The organism is Bacillus cereus group sp. BfR-BA-01453, assembly GCF_022662915.1.
Taxonomy (GTDB): domain Bacteria; phylum Bacillota; class Bacilli; order Bacillales; family Bacillaceae_G; genus Bacillus_A; species Bacillus_A paranthracis.
Window position 1 is genome coordinate 1 of sequence record NZ_JAKUEN010000007.1, and the last position, 21,373, is coordinate 21,373.

The following is a 21,373-nucleotide window of genomic DNA, read 5'->3' on the forward strand; positions in this document are numbered from 1 at the left end:
GCTTCTGTTTTGTAGTCTTTTCCTACTTGATCCGTTGTACTTGTTCCTGGAACTAACTCGTTTCCTTCTTTATCCACGTACTTCGTTACGACATTTCCCTCTTTCTTTGGTTCAACTTCAATGGATACTTTTGCTTTATGTGGATTCTCCAAATCTGTTGAATCAGTTACAATTGCCATATTTTCAATTTTTCCCGCATCTTCTTTCAATACTTTTGCTGTAAAGGTTACTTTTGCTTCTCCTACACCCCTAATTTTTGGCACTGCTACCTTTAAGCTGTTTCCATTTACTTCAGCTTCTACTTTCTTTCCATTCAACTGAATACTTGATGCATCTAATTCTAAACCTGCTGGTAATGTATCTTCAATCACAACATCTTTAACAGTTGTTTTATCTAATACATTCTTTGCAATAATTGTATATGTTATTTTATCTCCTGCTCGTACTAGATTCTTATCTACTAACTTTTCAGCTTCCATTTTTCCTGGCACACATTGTATTGCATCTGGATTAGGTGCTACTTTTATAGTAGGAATTTCAAACTTTTTATCACTAGAAATAAGAAATCCTCCAGTAACATCTGATCCATTGACATTAGGTTTCGTTTCCTTACTCTTATAAATAAGAGTATATTCACCTTCTGGTTGACCCTCTAAGTCCCAAATTAATTGATTATTTTTTACAATCGGTTTTGTGCTAATACCATGCGGTCCTTCGACACGAATATCCATAACATCTAAATCACCATTAAAATTTAAAACCATTTTATCTTTTTCAATTTTAGTAACCGAACTTACTGTTTGAATTAAACTTTTAGAAAATTCATCAATGTTATTTGATAGAACAAACCAATCTGGCTTCGTAGCCATACTTTGAAGTGCTTGTCGCGATACTGGTCCGACTTCACTTTCATACTTATCATAATAATTATTTGGTGCTGATAATGCTTCTTTATTTTCCCAAAACGCTGTTACTAGTTTATAACCCTTGCCTTTTATGTCATTAGCTATACTCGTAACCTCATTCATTGCTCCCTTATAATCCTGATGATACTCTCCTGAATAAGCTTTTCCTGTCCAATCACTTACCCTATTAGATGTCTTATAAATGTATCCATCTAATTGAACGTTAGCTACCCCATCCGTTACAAGCAAGAAAATTGTTTCTCTATCAGGGTCGTTTGCTCCTTTTTGCTGTTCATATTGTTGAAGTGCAAACTGAAGACCACTTGCAGTTGGCGTACCACTAAAAGGCTTAATATTATCAATTCCTTGCTTTGCTGATTCTAAACCACTATTCAAACCAGAGTGTAAATTTGTTTTCACACCAGGACCGTTATTATTTAAGATACTACCATTCATTGCTTTATATCCTTTATAATCTTGGTAGCTAGTAACCAATACCCGGTCATATTTGGGATTTAACTGTTCCACAGTTTGTTTTAATGCATTTTTCACACTACCTATCGAATCTTTAAAACTTCCACTCGCATCCTGCACAATTACGAAATCTATTTTCTTTTTATGTAATGGCCATTGAAACTTTAATTGTCCTTCATGCTCCCTATAACACATGTTCCCTGTTTCATTTGTTTTTAATGTATGATCTATTCTCTCTACAGGTTCAGCAAAAACTTTAAATCCTGGAAACGCTAACTGAACGAACAAACACAATGTCATAAATATTGATAGATATTTTTTCATACTTTACTCCCTTTCCTAAGATACATTCTAATATTCACATTAATCACTGTTAATACCATTAGAGTATCGAATTATAAACATCTTCTTTTATTAACAAAGTTTACTCCTTTCTAATTTTACAGAATAGAACCGGTCGGTCTGGTCCAATATTATCATACAATAACTCTCTCTATTTCTAAATACTTTTTAATAAAATTATAAAAATGATATAATTTTATTAAAAATGCTTAACATTAAAATTGTGTATTAATACTGAATGAACAACGAATATACTAACAATTTCAGCACTTGCTTTTAACAAGCACGTATATAATAATATGTAAGTGTCATTCAATTTTTGTAGCATGAGAACAACAATAAACTCATGATTTACTATGTATTTATCGTTTTAAAATAAATATATTTAGTAACAAATGATAAAAAAACTTCTATTAGAAAATATAATAAAAATTCCAGAGATTAAAACTTTACAATTCTGAATTTTCAATTCGAGAGGGATATAAATTATGACTAAAGTTGATAAGGTAAAAGAAAAAATAATTGAAACATCTTTATATTTATTTAATACACAAGGGATTTCCCGCACATCAATACAGGATATCATGGATGCCGCTTCTCTGCCTAAAGGCGCTATCTATCGTCGATTTAAAAGTAAAGAAGAAATTGCATTAGCTGCCTTTCGTAAAGGCGGGGAAATCATATGGAAACATTTTTATGAAGCTATAGAAAATAAAGAGAAAGTTATTGATAAAATCATCGCTATTTTTCTTGTATACCAAGATGCGGCCAACAACCCTCCAATAGCTGGTGGATGTCCTTTACTTAATGTTGCAATTGAAAGTACAAATGTCTTCCCTGAATTACATGCTGCAGCTGCAAAAGGATATGATAATACAGTAGTACTGATGGAGTCTCTTATTAGAGAAGGTATTGAAAAAAGAGAGTTTAAGGATGATATAGATATTATGTCACTTGCATCTTTTCTTGCTTCTTCTATGGAGGGAGCTATTATGGCCAGTCGAGTAGCTAATAACAATATACACCATCATTATTTTATAGAACAAATAAGACATCATCTTAATTCATATTCTGAATAATAATTTGAGTTAAAATCATTTAATCTCAAAAAAGAATGGTAAAGATCACAAAATAGAAACAAACCAAATTTTTTGAGTTTCAACAAATAACTAAGTGATGGTAGAAAAGGTCGGCTCTAAATATAGTGCTGACCTTTTCTATTGTTTTTTCGTTAATGATTACATCAGATATATTATTCATGATAAATGAGTAATTGTATGTGGAGACACCGGTGAAGAAATAATGTTGGGCACATATAAAGAAGCTGAGAAAATAACTTTTAGGTTATCGATTTTTTCTAATTCATTAATAAAAACATAGATCTGATTCAATAAGATTACGCCTTCTTTGAATCTAAATTATTAATAGATTTCTTTATTTATCAATGAAAACACGCCATCTCTCTTATATAATAGAATTTTAGATATTTATTTAACTCCCCCTCAGATTCTCTATATTAACTTTAGAAAACCACCTTTAACTTTTCTTTTAAAAGAGATATAATATTTTATTGATATAACTTTTTTGCGAGGTGAATGTAATGAATGGAAATAAGCTCTTATCTGCTTTTAGTTATTGGAGTGTTTTATTTGCACCAATCTTATTCCCTGTCATCGTTTGGTTATTAGGAGATGATGACACTAAGAAACATGCAAAGCGTGCTTTATGGACACATATTATACCTACAATCGCAGCTGTTATTGGTACAGGAATATTATTCCTTATAAATATGGGGTCTGTAGAACCAGATGGAACATTTTATATCGCAGCAATTATCGTAGCTATAATATGTTTCATCATTGATATTTATTACTTTATTTGGAATATAATAAAAGGAGTAAAAGTAATAAAATCATAGTAAGGTAACAAAATTTTAACATGTCGAAAGCCAACTTTCTGTTAAGAAGATTGGCTTTTTGATAAAATAGGGTTCACCATACCCATTAAAAAAAGAATAGAACGATTACTATCTAATGCTATTATTCTTTCTAGTTTTATTTAGAAGTACTTTACACATGACTTTCACTTTATCTTTTTAATTAGATAATTGCAAAAAGACGAGAATCACTAAGATCCTCGTCTTGACCACATTCTTTTCGTTTAATGAATACTTTACAAAATATAAAATTAAATTAGCCCAATTAAAAATAAAGGAAGCGTCAATCCACCCCAAGCAGGTTTATTAGCAACTACCGTTATTTTAATTTGTGCTAAAGACATTATAACAATGTCCGTTATTTATAAAATTGTAGGTAAATAAATCATTTATAATATTACCCCTCTTTAACACATTTGCTACTACGGTTGTCGCTCTTCATTACATATCCGACATTCATATTTCAATATTCTAAAGGCTGTCTATTACTTATTCTTCTTAAAAGTTATTATGTTATGAGTTTTACTCATCTTCTCATAAAACAAACGTTTGTCTCGTTTAAATACATGAAGTACAAAATGTAAACAAATTAACCCATTAAAAATAATAAAAATTAATATAATGATTATAGCTAATTGCTCATTTAAACTTACAGTAGCTAACAGAATATAATTTATACCACCAATACAATAGTACAGTAAACCATATCGTTTAAATAATTCTCTAAAACTAATGTGATTATTCGATCCTTTTATTTTAATGTGGAGCATCCATTTCCCAATAGTTCTTCCATTTGTAAAATAAGGAACAACAATGAAATATATAAAAATTAAAATCACTATACAGAACAGTTCATCTATATTTTCCACAGGATGGAATATAGATGTCATAGAAATTTTGACATCAAATAGAATAGAAGATATAATGCCCAGTACTATCCAATCAATCCAGAGTGCCAGAAAGCGACGTGTCATACGCACAGGTTTATTTTGTAGATTTATTTTTCCATCTATCTCTTTTAGATCTGGTAAGAAATACGTGAATATAGGTGCAATCTTATATCCCACAAGTCCTCCAAGTGTATTTAAAAATAAATCATCAACATCAAATAAACGGTATGGGCAATTATAAAGTCCATATAATCCCGTTAATTGTGTGACTTCAAAGAATAAAGAAACAAAAAATGTAACACTGACTGTTTGTACTAAATTACGACGGAAATAATAACGTAAATAAACACCTAACGGTAATAATAAAAGAAAATTAAATGCAACTTGTAAAAATGCCCTTTCTTTCAAAATCCAAATATAAGACATAGGATTCTTTATATTTATATTCGTCTCTCTTGCAATATCTAGAATTGATGTAAATGGCATTAATTGATAATGTTGTGTTCCTGGCCGCTGCAAGCTACATGTATCAAAGGTACTTGGAAAAGGTAAAATGATTAAATAATAGGCCGTCATTGCAAAAAGTAATAAAGAATATAAAACAACCATACGTAAATAGTTAATATATCCATACTTCCGATATTGCCAGATTAAAAATGGAATTAACAAAATAAATCCAGCGATTGGAAATGTAATTATCGCTGTTTTTATTGGGAATAAATAAGCCCCCATACTTATAACCTCCATAAAATAACTTTTATAAATTTATATTAAATATTCTAAAAGGTGATATTTCACCACCTTTTAGAATATTTTCACAGATGAATCTTTAACTTTCGTTTGGCAATACAATCCGTTTATACAATTGAACAGTAATGAAATAGTATCCTCCATAAATGATTATAAAAACAAAAATTGGAATCCAAATATTCAAATACGGGTTTACTAAGAAATCAGCAAAAATATTCATACCTACAAGTACATGAGCAATACCAACAATTGCTGGGAATAAGAAAACTAAAAATAATTCTTTATAAATAGACTTAGTTAATAACTCACGCCGAACTCCAATTTTACGAAGCATTTGATATCGTGTAATGTCACTCGAAGCACCCGATAATATTTTAAACATTAAACAACTTGCCATCATTGTAAGGAAAGCTATCCCTAAGAAAAATGCCATAAACAATATACCATTTACAAAGCCAGAGTATAGCGTGTAATAATAATGTTTAGTTGATTCCAACATTAACGATTTTCCATTACCAACTGTCTCTTCTAGTTCATTAACTAACTTCTCATATTTAATAAGTTGTAGTTCATTAAGCTGTTTCCATTCCTTTACGTATTTTAAGTATTTATCTGATTTTCCAACTAATGCTATATTTTCTTTCCCTGATATAGTATCATACGTCTTTTGGTCTACAATTTTAATAGGACGATTAAGATCTAAATACACATATTCAGGTACAATTATGCCTAGTACCGCTTTCCAATTTTGAGGCATTTTTATCATGTTTGGTTCCTGTTCTGTCTTCTCATCCAGAACAGAATTAAGTGGGAGTTCTTCCGAGGTACGTATCAATTTGTCTCCATCTTTTTGCTCATTCTCGATTAGTAAAGGATTTTTTTCTAAATCTTCTTTTACATAATATACAAATTGATTATCCACTTTATAACGGTATTCTTTTTTCTCAGTAAACGTAATGCTCTTCAATATATTTTTTTCTTCAACAGTTGGATTATGAATAGATAAATCATAATAGCTATATTTATCTAATTGGAATGGGATATTTTTCTTGAATGCCATTCCACCAGAAATTGCCCCAGCACCTAATGCAACTAACATTGTAATAGTAGCTAAAATTTTCGTTAAATTATTAATGCGGTAGTTCAATTGAGCAAACGTAAATGCATTAATCCCCTTCTCATTAAGCTTTTTATTATTCTTTATTCTTTTCATAATAAGAGGTAAAAAAGCGCTAAATAGCATGTACGTACCTAATGTCACGGTAATTAACGCTAGGATAATCCCAATAATTTTTAATTCACTCATATAAATCATAGAGGCATAGCCAATTGCTAAGAATACAATTGAAAATACTGCCATTAAAATTGTTTTTATACCACCTATATTGACTCGATCTATTTTAGAATTTCCATGTACAAGTTGTAATACAGAAATACTTGATAATTTAATTGTGTTAATAATCGCATTTAAGAAAAATACTATTAAAAAGAAAATGTAAGTTTCTTTTAAGGCTGGAAGATGAAATGCATGGTACCCAGCTGCGTCAAAATCAAGTTGTGTCATAAGCAACTGCCCCGTAGTTTGTGAAATTCCTATTCCGATTATGCTCCCAATAATAAGAGATATAACTCCCAACATAACCGTTTCCATAAACATAAGTGTTGCAATCTTGCTTTTTTTTGCCCCCAACATCATATACATTCCAAATTCTCTTTGACGTAAAGAGAATAAAAATGAATTGGCATATAAAATATAGAAAAAGGTCACAGTCCCAACTAAAAATGAACCAGCTTTAAAGATAAAAGTTATTGCACTAATTGCAGTATTTCCTTTCAAGAACTCCTCATTTGCTCCTAATGTCTGGAACATATAAAAAATTGAAATAGCTATAACTAACCCTGAAAGTAAAATAATATAATCTTTACTCTTACTTTTTAAAGCTGCGATAGACAATTTAAATAACATTACTAAACCTCCTCTCTTATACCTTTGGGTTATCTATGTTTGCCAAGACATCTAAAATCTCTTTATAGAACACTTCACGAGTACTTTTACATTTTATTTCTTTATACAACTCTCCATCTTTAATAAATAAAATACGCTCACAGTAACTCGCGCTATATGGATCATGAGTAACCATCATAATAGATACGCCTTGTTCTTCATTGAGATTTTTCATAGCTTCGAGTAAACTTTTTGCATTTTTTGAATCAAGTGCTCCAGTTGGCTCATCTCCTAAGATAATTGCTGGTTCATGTACAAGTGCACGTGCTGCTGCTGAACGTTGCTTTTGTCCACCAGATACTTCAAATGGATACTTTTGAAGTATTGCTGAAATCCCTAACATCCCTGCTACTTTTTCTACTTTTTGACCAATCTCACTTGATAATACACCTTGAAGAGAAAGAGGAAGTGCAATGTTTTCATAAATTGATAAGTTCTCTAGTAAATTAAAATCTTGAAAAATAAAACCTAATTTTTGAGAACGAAAATCTGAAAGTTCCCCTTGTTTCATTTTTGTAATATCTGTGCCTGCAATTTCAACTGTTCCATCTGTTGCCTTATCTAGTGTTGAAATTACATTTAATAATGTTGTTTTACCAGAACCAGATGGTCCCATAATCCCTATAAATTCGCCTTCTCTTATTGAAAATGATACACCTTTTAACGCATGGGATTGATTTTCTCCATTTTTACCATATATTTTTTTTACATTTTCTGCTTTTACAACTTCTTTATTCACTTTTCATCCTCTACTTTCATATTTTTAATAAAAAGAATTAAGGGCATTCAAAGCGAATCCCCTTACTTTTATGGACATTTTATGTTGCCAAGTGAAGTCATTTTTATCCTTGAATTTGTTTTGTTTTTCTCTTTCCATATGTCATAAAACGCCATAGCTTTTCTAACGGTCCCATTTTAAAGAATTTGAACCAAATTGAAGTATAAATAATTTGTAGCATAAATATAAGAATCGCTATCCAAACTGTTTGTGTAGGTGTTACAACTTCAATATTCATAAACGACATGATTACTGTAGCAATTAAGCTTTGTGCCACATAATTTGTAAGAGCCATTCTCCCTACAGAAGCAACAGGTGTAAATAAATTAACTGCTTGTTTATTTTCTAGTAATACAAACATTGTGCTTAAGTAAAAAATGACAGTTGGAATACTACTCAAGGAAATAATTAGTTCTAACTGTTCATTATTAGAATGAGAGGCAATCCAAATCCAAAACGAACCTCCAATAAATAAAGGTAGTGTTATCAGTTGTATCTGCTGAATTTGTTTTTTCATTTTCCCTACATTTTCAATCCATTTTGCTTTTGCAACTCCAAAACCAGCTAAAAACATAATAAAAATTAAAGTCGAATCTGCCGAAATTAAGCTCAGAATTGGTTGTTCAGGAATAAAAAATTCTACCAATATTGCTACTAAGTAAACAAATGAAATACCACTTAACCACTTACTGATTGTAGAAAGATTTGCGTTGTAAAATGGCAAAAGTAAAAATCCAATACATGCATAAGCTGGCAAGATGGTTCCCCAAAAAATAAAGACGTGAAAAATACCAATAAGTAATAGTGATAATAAACGACGTATAAACCTCTTTCTAGGATTATCACCACGCGCCTCTACACGTGAAGTGAAGATATAAAATCCTATTCCAAATAAAAATGAGAAAATAGAAAAGAATTTCTTAGTAATGAATATAGAAATTAAAATATTAACTACTTCATCTATACCACTATAATTTGTAGTGTTTGTTATTCCTTCCTCCATCACTTGATATCCTGGTATGTTAATAAATAAAATACCTAATAACGCAAAGCCACGAATAATATCTAATGATATAATTCGATTTCTTGAAGATAAAGTTGTATTCATATTAACCTCCTAATAAACTAGATTAAAACAGACCGAACTGTTCGGTCTGTTTTATTGTATAAAAATCCGCATTACTTTTCTACCATATCTTTTACTTATTTTTATAAACCTTTCTCTAAATACAAATATTAGTTCACCTATTTTAATTTTTTATAACTTGATATCTAATTTATCTGCTACAATCTTATCTATTTTAGTTTTATCAACTTTTTCTTTCTTAGACAGAATTCCACGTCTATCTTCCCAATGAATTATATAATATTGATTTTTCTTAAAAAAGTCCATTGAAGAAATGCGTAAGTCTCTTTCTTTTCCGTCTTTATCATACGCTTTTACATTATAGACATTATAAGTATGAATCTCTCCATTACTCAATTTTTCTTTTTCTATTTTTGGATCTGTTGTTACTTTTACATAATATTCTTTTGTTGAATAGTACCCATTACTCGAAGTAAGATAGTATATCCCTCCTCCTAAAACCACTACTAATAACAGAAGTAACTTCCATAACCATTTCATATGCTAATTCTTCTCCTTTCTACTTATTTATTACTAAGGTTAACCCTCAAATAAATTATGCATGACCTTGAAAAAGGGCACAATTAGATTTTCTTACATTAAAATTACACTTTTGTAATATTGTCATACTATAACTTTCCATCTCATTTATATTTTCTACTTATTTTTCCTCTTTTTACTTCAAATGAATATTATATCAGAATCTGTTGGCTTCGCCGGCACCATATCAATATGAAAATCATTCACATAATTGATATGAACACATCTATCTTTTTGCTTTACTTTATCCTTATATTGCGTATGTTCTTTGATCCTATCTGCTAACTATTTAATAACACCTTTAGGCTCTTCCTCTTTTTTTATCACCAGTACAAGTACAGTGTCTACATCCACTTCACTTTTATGTTGTGGTCGAATACATGTTGAAGTAGCCTATGATCCTTTTCCGTACATATCTAAAAATATCTCTTTTATGTCTTAATTATTTTTCAAATCATTGATTCACTTACTTAATACACTTTCAATTCTCTCTATCCTAGTAAGTTTTAAGGGAATCCCTCCTAAAAGTCGTTTAAATAAATCCGCAAATTTTTGGAACCATAAATTTGCCACAAAACAAAAAGAACCACAACCTCACCAACCTGGCAAGATTATGGTTCATATCATACAAAATAAAAAACCACCAAATATGTATTGGTGGAGACGGTGGGAGTCGAACCCACGTCCAAAAATATCGGCACTTAAGCTTCTACGAGTGTAGTCGATATATTAGCGTTTCGCGAACTCTTCGGCCTATCGACAGGCTTCCAAGTTGCTAGTCTGGTTATTCTCTTCCTTTGTCCTCAGACGGCGAACTCCGGCGTAGTCCACTTAGTTTGAGTCCCTTACCCTACCACATGGACGATGGAGGGAGGAACCTTTAGTGCAATTAAGCAGCTAAAGAAAGATTGTTTTGTTTGCCAATTATAGGCTTTGACGTTTTAACGAGGCCGATCCCCTCGACTCGCAACCTAAGCTCGAACTATCCCTGTCGAATCCGTAACGTCCCCATGATAAAAATGGAGCATACGAAGAAAATTTCGTGATAGCTACTAAGAGCTGTTTTTCAATGTGCAACAACCTTACATAAGTTATTATAACATACGCGCTCCATTTTACAAATGTAAATATCTGTATTACATCTTTTGGCGATCACGGAACGCGCGTGCAATTTCACGTTTAGCTTCTTTCTCTTTTAAATCGTGACGTTTATCGTATTGTTTCTTACCTTTTGCTAAACCAAGTGCCATTTTCGCAAATCCATTTTTCAAATAGATTCTAACTGGAACTAGTGCATATCCTGTTTCTTTTGAAGCACCCGCTAACTTCTCAATTTCTTTTTTATGAAGAAGTAACTTTCTCGTGCGAAGCGGATCGTGGTTGAAACGATTCCCTTGTTCGTACGTACTAATATGCATATTATGAACCCATACTTCACCATTATGTACACGTGCAAACGCATCTTTCAAGTTCACGCGTCCAGCGCGAATCGACTTAATTTCCGTTCCTTGAAGGACAAGCCCTGCTTCGTATGTTTCTTCGATGAAATAATCATGAAATGCTTTTTTATTTTGTGCAATAACCTTACCTGAGCCTTTTGGCATATAACGTCCCTCCTCTATTTTTACTATTGTAACAAATGTTAATAAAAAGCGAAAGTGGCTCGCTCAGAATGTGAGGTGGATGGAGCTTCTGACCTTGAGGCGTTATTTGCCTCTAGAGAAGAAGCGAAGCCGCCGAACATTCTAGCCACTGTAGCTGGATTCCATTAAAAGCGAAAGTGGCTCGCTCTCAAGCTACCAATAAAAAAGAAAAAGCCTCGCTTTTTATCAAAGCGAAGCCATCCTTTTCTTACTTACGCTTTTTCTTTTTCTTCTTGAATCCTGGTACGTTTTCGAAGAATGCTTTTTTCTTCTTGCCGTTACCCTCTTTTTTCCCTGGCTGGCTAGCTGATGCTGACGCGGAAGCAGACGCTGATCCTCTTCCTTTGCCTGTGCCTTTACCTTTGCCACCACGGTCAAATTTTCTCCCTGTGCCACGTTCTCCGCTGCGCTCACTACGTCCACCGCGTTTCTTTCTGCCTGTTCTTGGCTGTTCGATAACGACTGGGCGGTCTTTGAACTTACGACGAGGCGTACCTTTCATGCCAACGATTTCAAAGTCGATTGCACGCTCGTCTTTGTTTACGTTAATAACGCGAATTGTAATTTCGTCACCGATGCGGAATACGTTACCTGTACGTTCTCCGATCATTGCGAAATGCTGTTCATCATAACGGTAGTAATCATCCGTTAAGTAGCTAACATGCACAAGACCTTCAATTGTATTTGGTAGTTCTACGAATAAACCGAAGTTTGTTACAGAGCTAATCATACCGTCATACTCTTCGCCAATCTTATCAAGCATATATTCTGCTTTTTTCAGTTCGTCTGTTTCACGTTCTGCTTCAACAGCACGACGTTCCATATTAGAAGAGTGCTCTGCAATCTCAGGTAATTTTTCACGCCATTTTGCTTGCGTTTCATTATCGACTTTACCGTTAATGATGTATTCACGAATTAGTCTATGAACAATCGTATCTGGGTAACGACGAATTGGCGATGTGAAATGTGTGTAGAACTCAGTTGATAAACCAAAGTGACCTAAACTTTCTGCATCGTAACGTGCTTGCTTCATAGAACGAAGCATTACTGTTGAAATAACTACTTCTTCAGGCTGCCCTTGAACCATTTCAAGAATTTGTTGCAGTGCACGAGGATGCACTTCATTCGCACGTCCTTTTACCGCATATCCGAAGTTCGTTACAAACTCGAAGAAACGCTCTAACTTATCTTCTTTCGGATCTTCATGGACACGATACATGAATGGTACGTTCATCCAGTGGAAGTGCTCTGCTACTGTTTCGTTCGCAACAAGCATAAATTCTTCAATTAACTTCTCTGATACAGAACGATCACGCATGACAACATCTGTCGGTTTTCCTTCTTCATCCACTAATACTTTCGCTTCTTTAAAGTCAAAGTCGATTGCACCGCGGCGCATACGTTTTTCACGTAAAATTTGTGCTAATTGCCCCATCTCTTTAAACATCGGCACTAACGGTTCATAACGCTTAATTAGCTCTTCGTCCTCATCTTCTAAAATGCTTCTTACGTCAGCATACGTCATACGCTCTGTCGTTTTAATTACACTTTGGAAAATCTCGTGTTTGACAACGTCACCTAAGTTGTTGATTTCCATTTCACAAGATAACGTCAGACGGTCTACTTTCGGGTTTAATGAACAAATACCGTTAGATAGACGATGTGGAATCATCGGAATTACACGGTCAACAAGATACACACTCGTCGCTCTTTCCGCTGCTTCTACATCAATTGGAGAACCTTCTTGAACGTAATGGCTTACATCCGCAATGTGAACGCCAAGCTTATAGTTGCCGTTCTCGAGCTTCGTTACTGTAACAGCATCATCTAAATCTTTCGCGTCTGCACCGTCAATTGTTACGATCATTTGGTCACGTAGGTCACGGCGATCTTTTAAATCTTCTTCTGAAATCGTTTCTGGTACACTGTTTGCATGTTCCATCACTTCTTCAGGGAACGCTAAAGGCAAGTGATGTTTATGAATGACAGATAAAATATCTACTCCTGGATCATTTTTATGACCTAGAATTTGAATAACTTCACCTTCTGCACTTAAACGATTCTCTGGATAGCTCGTAATTTTCACAACTACTTTATGACCTTCTACAGCGCCCATTGATGCGCTTTTCAATACGAAAATGTCACTTGTCCAACGTTTATTGTCAGGTATAACAAATCCAAAGTTTTTCGATTCTGTATATGTACCAACTAACTCTTTCGTGCCACGTTCTAAAATGCGTACAATGGAACCTTCTTGACGCGAACCGCTCGATTGGGAACTAAGGCGTGCTAATACTGTATCGCCATGAAGTGCACCATTTAACTCTGTAGGCGGGATGAAAAGATCATCGTCTCCTGTTTTCTTCTCGTCTGGTACAACGAATGCAAAACCACGTGCATGTCCAATTAACTTACCACGTACTAAATTCATCTTTTCAGGAAGACCGTAACGGTTGCTACGAGTACGAATAACAAGTCCCTTTTCTTCCATCGTTACAAGTGCCTTTACGAAATCTTTAAAGCCCTCAGAACCTTCAATCCCAAATGCCTCTTCTAACTCTTGTATCGTTAGCGGTTTATACGCTTCTTCTCTCATAAATAATAACAACTTATCAATATGTTCTTGTATGATTTCTTCCAAGCAAAAATACCTCCTTTAAAACCTTATATTATTTAGTGTATCCGAAAGATAGGGGATGTATAAAGCGAAACTTCAATACTCCCCTTATGATTTTTACAGTTTTCACAAAAAATTCCTTATGAAAAAAAGAGGCAACTAGATCTTACCAATCTAGTTGCTCCAAGAAGTTATATACATCCTCATGTAGCTCGTCACGCTCTTTATCAAGTGTAATGACATGCGTAGAGTCTTCATACCATTTAATGTCTTTTAACGTAGATTCTACACCGTTATAAATAATGTTCGCACTATCTGTATTAATCATTTCATCATGACGTGCTTGTACAACAAATGTTGGCGCATAAATCATGTCCACATTGTTACGTACGTCAGCAATTAATTGTTGTAATGCTTTTAATGTATTCATCGGTGTCTTTTGGAATTCCAACATTTCTTGTTCAATTTGCTCTGGTGATTTTTGCTCACGCTTTTTATATTCGCGGGCATATGCCAATATACCTTGGTACATCGTTTCTTCACTCTTAATATACATCGGTGCACACATTGGTACTACACCTAAAACCGGTACTGTATAACCTAATTTTAAAGAAAATACTCCACCAAGTGACAATCCAACGACAGCAATTTTCTCAAAACCTTTATCTTTTAAAAGCTGATATGCCTCCGTTACATCTTGCCACCAATCTTCAGGACCTGTATGAACAAGCTCTTCTGGTGGTACACCGTGCCCTTTATAAATTGGTGCATGACAAGTGTAGCCTTTCTTTTCTAAGAAACGCCCTAACATACGTACATCAGCTGAGTTTCCTGTGAATCCATGTAGTAATAAAACAGCGCGGTCTCCACCCTCAAATGTAAATGGTTTCGGAGATGCTAATTTCATCATGTACTTCTCCTCTTTCTCTTCTGTAATCTAGTCGTATTCTTTCTATATCTAGTGTACCATATTTGTATTTCTATAATCTAATTAGAAACATCTTTCAAATGGCAAAACAAAAAAAGAAGAACCATTAGTACATCTTACTAACGCTTCTTCTTTCAATTCTATAAGTTTAAGTACGTAACACCAATTGTTAATGCGAAGAACAATACAGCTAAAACAATTGTAATACGGTTTAATACCGCTTCAATTCCACGTGCTTTTTGCTTACCAAATAATTGCTCTGCACCGCCTGAAATTGCACCTGAAAGGCCTGAGCTATTACTAGACTGCATAAGTACCATAACAATCATTAAAATCGATACAATAATAAGTAAAACAGATAATAACGTATGCACTTGGCGTACCTCCTACAAAGATTCAGTTATTGTAACTGTAGCATAAATTCTATAGAAAAGCGAGAGCTATAAGGTTGCTCTCGCTTTTCTTCCATTACATGAACATCATTGCAAATAGCGGCCCGAGCAAACATGTCAAAATCGCTGTTAATGTCATTGTTACCGATCCAATAACACCTTCATGTTCATTATTTTTCATCGCTCTCATCACGCCCATAATATGAGAAGCACATCCAAATCCGATACCTTTACCAACTGAGTTTGTAACGCGGCTCCATTTTAATAAAAGCGGGCCGGTAATCGTTCCAGTAATACCTGCAATAACAACGAAAGCTGCTGTTAATGACGGTACACCACCTACTTGCTCTGAAACACTCATCGCAACCGGCATTGTCACCGACTTTGGTAAAGAAGATAAAATTAAACTTTTATCTGTTCCCATAAGTGACGCAATAGCAAAGTCACTTGCAATGGCAACTGTTGTACCTACTAGTACCCCGCCGGCAATCGGTACAACATATTTTTGAAGAACGTGACGTTGTTTATAAAGAGGAATTGCAAATGCTACAACACCGGGTCCGAGCAGCTTTGCAATCCAGCCACCACCACTTTCCATATAATGTTGATACGGTATATCAAGCACGATAAATAGGAAAGCCATTAATCCTGTTGCTACAAGCATTGGAATGGTGAATGGTGTTGGAAATACTTTATAGATTTTTTTAGATAATTGATATAATAGCACCGTAAAAAGAACCCAACCGATTCCGATTAATATTTTGCTCATCGCGACTCTCTTTCCTTTCTATTCGCAAGATATTGTCCTGTATGTCCTGCGACAATAATAATTAAAAATGTACTCGCTACAACTGTAATGAAAAGAGAAATTCCTTTACTCATAAAAAAAGCACCGTAATTCATTAGGCCAAGCGTTGGCGGAATTAATAAAAACGGCATAATAGCAACGAGTGTTTCTGCTCCTAAATCGAACCATTTCACTGGAAGAACTTTTAGGCTAAGTAAAACAAGTAAGAGGAACATTCCAATCAAACTTCCTGGGATCGGAATATTTAACATTTCTTGTACCCAAGTTCCAACCATATAAAAAACGTAAAGAGCAGCAATTTGGACAAGAATCTTTGTAAATTTCATGTTCATCATCCCTCTTGTTTATACGATCTTCTGTTAATATCTTTATCATAGTATAAATTGTAAAAAGCTGCAATTTATCAACTTGACAGCAAAAAACGCCTATGTTATACGCTTACAACCTTGATATGACTACATTTTCAAGAGGGAATTAAGTCAAAAACCTTGACCTAATATAAGAAGTTTTTATTTTCTGAATTTTAAAGGTTATTATTTCAATAAAATAATCTTTTTACCTTTAAGCTTACATATATATAAACAAGATAGGTGGTGAACATATGCCCAAAAAAGTTCTTATTTTTTGTGATCCTGGCATTGATGATACGATGGCTCTCCTATTAGCGTTCTTTATCGATGAAATAGAAATCATCGGCATTGTTGCAGATTACGGCAATGTTCCAAAAGAGATGGCCGTACAAAATGCTCATTTTCTTAAGAATGAAACAAGGAATAGAAATATTAAGATATTCGGTGGTTCAGAACGCCCTCTTACTGGTGCCCCGCCTGCTTTTTTTACAGAAGTACACGGGAAACAAGGGCTTGGGCCAATTATTCCAAACGGGAATGTGACTAACGGAGAAATGGAGAATTTCTTTGAAGTGATTCCTCTTATTGAACAGTATAAAGATGAATTAATCATTGTAAGTTTAGGAAGACTTACCTCTCTAGCAATTTTATTTATCCTGTGCAAACAGTTAATGAAACAAATTAAATCTTACTACGTAATGGGCGGTGCCTTTTTACATCCTGGTAATGTCACCCCTATTTCTGAAGCAAACTTTTATGGCGATCCTACTGCCGCTAATATAGTCCTTCAATCCTCACCTAACATGTACATCTATCCATTAAACGTCACCCAATATTCCATCATTACACCAGAAATGGCTGAATATATTGAAGCAAAAGGAAAAGCCCCACTCGTCAAACCGTTATTCGATCATTATTACTACGGCTATTATAAAAATGCTCTACCACATTTAAAGGGTAGCCCCTTCCATGACACAATGCCAATACTCGCTTTACTTGATAACTCTATGTTTACGTATCACAAATCCCCTATCGTTGTCATGACAGGATCCTCTGCACAAGGAGCAAGCATAGGGGAATTTCGTTCTTTAGTGAACCAAAAGCCATTTATTGATTGGCCGGGTCATCAAATTGCAATTGATTTCGATTATAACCGTTTCTTTAAACATTTCATGTCACTTATGACGGGGGAACAATTTTAGCATAAAAAAAACAGACCGTGATTTCTCACGGTCTGTCGTTATTTTCTACAATTATCGTTTGATGTTATAGAAAGATTTGATACCATCGTAAACAGCGATTTCGCCTAGTTCGTCTTCGATGCGTAATAATTGGTTGTACTTAGCAATACGGTCAGTACGGCTCATAGAACCAGTTTTGATTTGGCCAGCGTTAGTTGCAACTGCGATGTCAGCGATTGTAGCATCTTCAGTTTCACCAGAACGGTGAGATACAACTGCTGTGTAACCAGCACGTTTAGCCATTTCGATAGCTTCGAAAGTCTCAGTTAAAGTACCGATTTGGTTAACTTTAATTAAGATTGAGTTAGAGATACCTTTTTCGATACCTTCAGCAAGTTTTTGAGTGTTAGTTACGAATAAATCGTCACCAACTAATTGTACTTTGCTTCCAAGACGCTCAGTTAATAATTTGTGACCATCCCAGTCGTTTTCGTCTAAACCATCTTCGATAGAGATGATTGGGAAGTCTTTGCAAAGCTCTTCGTAGAAATCAACCATTTCTGCAGAAGTTAAGCCAGTACGGCCTTCGCCTGCAAGGTCATATTTACCAGTTTCTTTGTTGTAGAATTCAGAAGAAGCAACGTCCATTCCTAAGAATACGTTCTCGCCAGCTTTGTAACCAGCTTTTTCGATAGCTTCGATGATTACTTCTAATGCTTCACGGTTAGAACCAAGGTTTGGAGCGAATCCACCTTCGTCACCTACTGCAGTGTTAAGACCTTTGTCATGTAATACAGCTTTAAGTGCATGGAATACTTCAGCACCCATACGGATTGATTCTTTGAATGTTGGAGCACCAACTGGTAAGATCATGAACTCTTGGAAGTCTACGTTGTTATCAGCGTGAGAACCACCGTTGATGATGTTCATCATTGGAGTTGGTAATTGTTTTGCATTGAATCCACCAAGATAACGGTATAATGGAAGACCTACGAAGTCAGCTGCTGCGTGAGCTACTGCCATAGATACACCAAGGATAGCGTTAGCGCCTAGTTTACCTTTGTTTGGAGTGCCATCTAATTCGATCATAGCACGGTCGATACCAGCTTGGTCAGTTACGTCGAAACCAACGATTTCTGGAGCGATAATTTCGTTAACGTTGTTTACTGCGTTAACAACACCTTTACCAAGGTAACGAGACTTGTCACCGTCACGTAATTCTACTGCTTCGTGTTCACCAGTAGATGCACCACTTGGTACGATAGCGCGTCCGAAAGCGCCGCTTTCTGTGTAAACTTCTACTTCTACAGTTGGGTTACCACGAGAGTCAAGGACTTCGCGAGCATAAACATCAATAATTGTTGACATAATAAATTCTCTCCTTTTTATATAAGCAAATTATTTAATAATTGTTTTACCTGTCATTTCTTTCGGTTGCTCAACACCAAGAAGTGTAAGCATAGTTGGAGCGATATCACCTAAGATACCACCTTCACGTAATTCTACGTCGTTCTTAGTAACAATGAAAGGAACCGGGTTAGTTGTATGAGCTGTCATTGGCTCTCCGTCAGAAGTTAATTCTTCGTCAGCATTACCATGGTCAGCAGTAATAAGTGCCACACCATCTTTTGCAAGAATCGCTTCTACAACTTTTCCTAAACATTCGTCAGTTGCTTCTACTGCTTTAATCGTTGGTTCCATCATCCCAGAATGGCCAACCATATCACAGTTCGCAAAGTTAAGAATGATAACATCATGTTTATCATTTTCGATTTCATTTACTAAAGCGTCCGTTACTTCGTAAATGCTCATTTCAGGTTTCAAGTCATACGTTGCAACCTTCGGTGAGTTAATTAAGATACGCTCTTCTCCTGGGAATTCAGCCTCACGACCACCGCTAAAGAAGAATGTAACGTGCGGATACTTTTCAGTTTCCGCGATGCGAAGTTGCTTTAATCCCGCTTGCGCAACAACTTCACCTAAAGTGTTATCAAGGTTCATTGGCTTGAATGCCACGTAACCATCTACTGTTTCACTAAAGTGTGTCATACATACGAATTCTGGAATGTGAGGTACTTTTTCACCACGATCGAACTCACGGAAGTCTTCGTTTGTAAATACACGAGCAATTTGAATTGCACGGTCTGGACGGAAGTTATAGAAGATAACTGCATCATCATCATTGATTGTTGCAACTGGCGTGTTATCTTCGTTAACAATTACAGACGGCAATACGAATTCATCGTAGATACCATTTGCATAAGAGTCTTCTACACACTCTTCTGCTGATTTATAAGTAGGTCCTTCACCATTCACCATAGCACGGTAACATTTTTCTACGCGATCCCAACGCTTGTCACGGTCCATGGAGTAATAACGACCAGAGATAGTCGCGAATTGTCCTACTCCTGTTTCTTTAATTACTTCATTTGTTGCATCAATATAGCTTTGTGCTGTTTTTGGTCCAACATCGCGGCCATCTAAGAATGCATGAATGTATACTTTCTCAACGCCTTCTTTAGCTGCTAAGCGAAGAAGAGCAAACATGTGGTTCATGTGACTGTGCACACCACCGTCAGAAAGTAAACCGAATAAATGAAGTGCAGTACCTTTTTCTTTTACGCTTTTAATTGCACTTTGGAACGTTTCGTTCTTATCGAACTCACCTTCACGGATTGCAACGTTTACGCGTGTTAAGCTTTGATATACAATGCGGCCAGCACCGATATTTAAGTGACCAACCTCAGAGTTACCCATTTGACCTTCTGGAAGACCTACTGCCTCGCCACAAGCTGTAAGCGTTGTGTGAGGGAATTTGTTCCAGTAACCATCAAAATTAGGTTTCTTAGCTTGTGCTACAGCATTCCCGTAAGTTTCTTCACGAAGTCCGAAACCGTCAAGAATAATTAGAGCTGTTGGCTTTCTCATTTTACCGCCTCCAGAAGACCTAAGAACGAAGCAGGCTCTAAGCTAGCACCGCCAACTAAAGCGCCGTCGATGTCAGATTGTGCCATGTACTCTTTAATGTTTTCTGGTTTTACGCTACCGCCGTATTGAATACGAACAGCTTCTGCAGCAGCTGGAGAAACAGCTTCTGCAACAACTTTACGGATGTGCGCACATACTTCGTTTGCATCTGCAGAAGAAGAAGATTTACCTGTACCGATAGCCCAGATTGGCTCATAAGCGATAACAGTTGCTTTAACTTGCTCTTCAGTTAAACCTGCAAGTGCTTTTGTCACTTGACCTGCTACTAGATCAAATGTTTTTCCGCTTTCGCGCTCTTCTAAAGTCTCACCACAACATACGATTGGTGTTAAACCATGTTCAAATGCTGCGATAGTCTTTTTGTTTACTGACTCATCTGTTTCAGCAAACATTTCACGACGCTCAGAGTGGCCAAGTACTACGTAGCCTACTTTTAAGTCGCTAAGTGCTACTGGGCTAATTTCGCCAGTGAATGCACCATTTTTTTCGAAGTGCATGTTTTGTGCACCTACTTGTAAATCAGTTCCTTCAGTCGCTGCTACAAGGCGCTCTAAGAATAGAGCTGGAGAGCAAACTACTGCATCAACAGCTGAAGCTGCTGGGATTTGACCTTTAACTTCCTCTACGAAGCTAACTGCTTCAGATAGAGTTTTATTCATTTTCCAGTTACCTGCGATAATTGGTTTACGCATGCTTTGCACCGTCCTTTTTCTTTGGCTG

The 21,373-nt window shown here is 35.2% G+C and carries 18 protein-coding genes and 1 other RNA gene; 3 read left to right on the top strand and 16 right to left on the bottom strand.

Features of this window, described 5'->3' with window-relative positions; translation table 11 throughout:
• The coding region (locus MR070_RS15385; RefSeq protein WP_242261577.1) for an isopeptide-forming domain-containing fimbrial protein at positions 1-1,703 on the bottom strand (1,703 nt) is incomplete at its 3' end.
• Between the two features lie 506 nt (positions 1,704-2,209).
• Between MR070_RS15385 and MR070_RS15390 the strand changes: the two genes are divergently transcribed.
• On the top strand, positions 2,210-2,800 hold the full coding sequence (locus tag MR070_RS15390; protein ID WP_242261578.1) for a TetR/AcrR family transcriptional regulator: 591 nt from the start codon (positions 2,210-2,212) through the stop codon (positions 2,798-2,800).
• A 521-nt stretch (positions 2,801-3,321) separates the two neighbouring features.
• Positions 3,322-3,639 (top strand): magnetosome magnetite crystal formation protein family, encoded by a 318-nt coding sequence (locus tag MR070_RS15395; protein ID WP_242261579.1) that lies wholly within the window; start codon positions 3,322-3,324, stop codon positions 3,637-3,639.
• 503 nt (positions 3,640-4,142) lie between these two features.
• On the opposite strand, the gene MR070_RS15400 is transcribed toward MR070_RS15395, so the two are convergent.
• The 12 genes from MR070_RS15400 to MR070_RS15455 form a co-directional block, all read right to left on the bottom strand.
• Positions 4,143-5,279, bottom strand: coding sequence for a VanZ family protein (locus MR070_RS15400; protein WP_242261580.1), 1,137 nt, complete (start codon positions 5,277-5,279; stop codon positions 4,143-4,145).
• Between the two features lie 97 nt (positions 5,280-5,376).
• Complete coding sequence (locus tag MR070_RS15405; RefSeq protein WP_242261581.1) at positions 5,377-7,263, bottom strand: FtsX-like permease family protein; 1,887 nt, start codon at positions 7,261-7,263, stop codon at positions 5,377-5,379.
• A gap of 16 nt (positions 7,264-7,279) precedes the next feature.
• Complete coding sequence (locus tag MR070_RS15410) at positions 7,280-8,041, bottom strand: ABC transporter ATP-binding protein (RefSeq protein WP_242261582.1); 762 nt, start codon at positions 8,039-8,041, stop codon at positions 7,280-7,282.
• A gap of 103 nt (positions 8,042-8,144) precedes the next feature.
• Entirely contained in the window at positions 8,145-9,188 is a 1,044-nt protein-coding gene (locus tag MR070_RS15415) for a DUF418 domain-containing protein (protein WP_242261583.1), read from the bottom strand.
• A gap of 150 nt (positions 9,189-9,338) precedes the next feature.
• Positions 9,339-9,707, bottom strand: a complete 369-nt coding sequence (locus MR070_RS15420; protein ID WP_242261584.1) for a YxeA family protein — start codon at positions 9,705-9,707, stop codon at positions 9,339-9,341.
• 694 nt (positions 9,708-10,401) lie between these two features.
• Positions 10,402-10,756, bottom strand: a transfer-messenger RNA (tmRNA) gene (ssrA, locus tag MR070_RS15425).
• 126 nt (positions 10,757-10,882) lie between these two features.
• The gene (gene smpB / locus MR070_RS15430; RefSeq protein ID WP_001123905.1) at positions 10,883-11,350 is read right to left on the bottom strand and encodes an SsrA-binding protein; all 468 of its coding nucleotides are present in this window, start codon (positions 11,348-11,350) and stop codon (positions 10,883-10,885) included.
• 247 nt (positions 11,351-11,597) lie between these two features.
• Positions 11,598-14,030 (bottom strand): ribonuclease R, encoded by a 2,433-nt coding sequence (gene rnr / locus MR070_RS15435; protein ID WP_242261585.1) that lies wholly within the window; start codon positions 14,028-14,030, stop codon positions 11,598-11,600.
• Between the two features lie 142 nt (positions 14,031-14,172).
• Positions 14,173-14,913: a carboxylesterase gene (gene estA / locus MR070_RS15440; protein ID WP_161988815.1), complete on the bottom strand. Its 741-nt coding sequence runs from the start codon at positions 14,911-14,913 to the stop codon at positions 14,173-14,175.
• A gap of 161 nt (positions 14,914-15,074) precedes the next feature.
• Positions 15,075-15,308 (bottom strand): preprotein translocase subunit SecG, encoded by a 234-nt coding sequence (gene secG / locus MR070_RS15445; protein WP_000557262.1) that lies wholly within the window; start codon positions 15,306-15,308, stop codon positions 15,075-15,077.
• 94 nt (positions 15,309-15,402) lie between these two features.
• Entirely contained in the window at positions 15,403-16,095 is a 693-nt protein-coding gene (locus MR070_RS15450) for an LrgB family protein (protein ID WP_000034948.1), read from the bottom strand.
• Positions 16,092-16,460: a CidA/LrgA family holin-like protein gene (locus tag MR070_RS15455; protein WP_000673222.1), complete on the bottom strand. Its 369-nt coding sequence runs from the start codon at positions 16,458-16,460 to the stop codon at positions 16,092-16,094. Before MR070_RS15455 ends, MR070_RS15450 begins: the two co-directional genes overlap by 4 nt.
• 275 nt (positions 16,461-16,735) lie before the next feature.
• Between MR070_RS15455 and MR070_RS15460 the strand changes: the two genes are divergently transcribed.
• Positions 16,736-17,686: a nucleoside hydrolase gene (locus MR070_RS15460; protein ID WP_242261586.1), complete on the top strand. Its 951-nt coding sequence runs from the start codon at positions 16,736-16,738 to the stop codon at positions 17,684-17,686.
• A gap of 51 nt (positions 17,687-17,737) precedes the next feature.
• On the opposite strand, the gene eno is transcribed toward MR070_RS15460, so the two are convergent.
• The 3 genes from eno to tpiA are packed head-to-tail and all read right to left on the bottom strand — an operon-like array spanning position 17,738 to position 21,345.
• Positions 17,738-19,033: a phosphopyruvate hydratase gene (gene eno, locus MR070_RS15465; protein WP_000103957.1), complete on the bottom strand. Its 1,296-nt coding sequence runs from the start codon at positions 19,031-19,033 to the stop codon at positions 17,738-17,740.
• A 30-nt stretch (positions 19,034-19,063) separates the two neighbouring features.
• Positions 19,064-20,593 carry a 2,3-bisphosphoglycerate-independent phosphoglycerate mutase gene (gene gpmI, locus MR070_RS15470; RefSeq protein WP_001231150.1) on the bottom strand — a complete coding sequence of 510 codons (1,530 nt, stop codon included), beginning with the start codon at positions 20,591-20,593 and terminating at the stop codon, positions 19,064-19,066.
• Positions 20,590-21,345, bottom strand: coding sequence for a triose-phosphate isomerase (tpiA, locus tag MR070_RS15475; RefSeq protein WP_001231036.1), 756 nt, complete (start codon positions 21,343-21,345; stop codon positions 20,590-20,592). Before tpiA ends, gpmI begins: the two co-directional genes overlap by 4 nt.
• Positions 21,346-21,373: the final 28 nt, after the last annotated feature.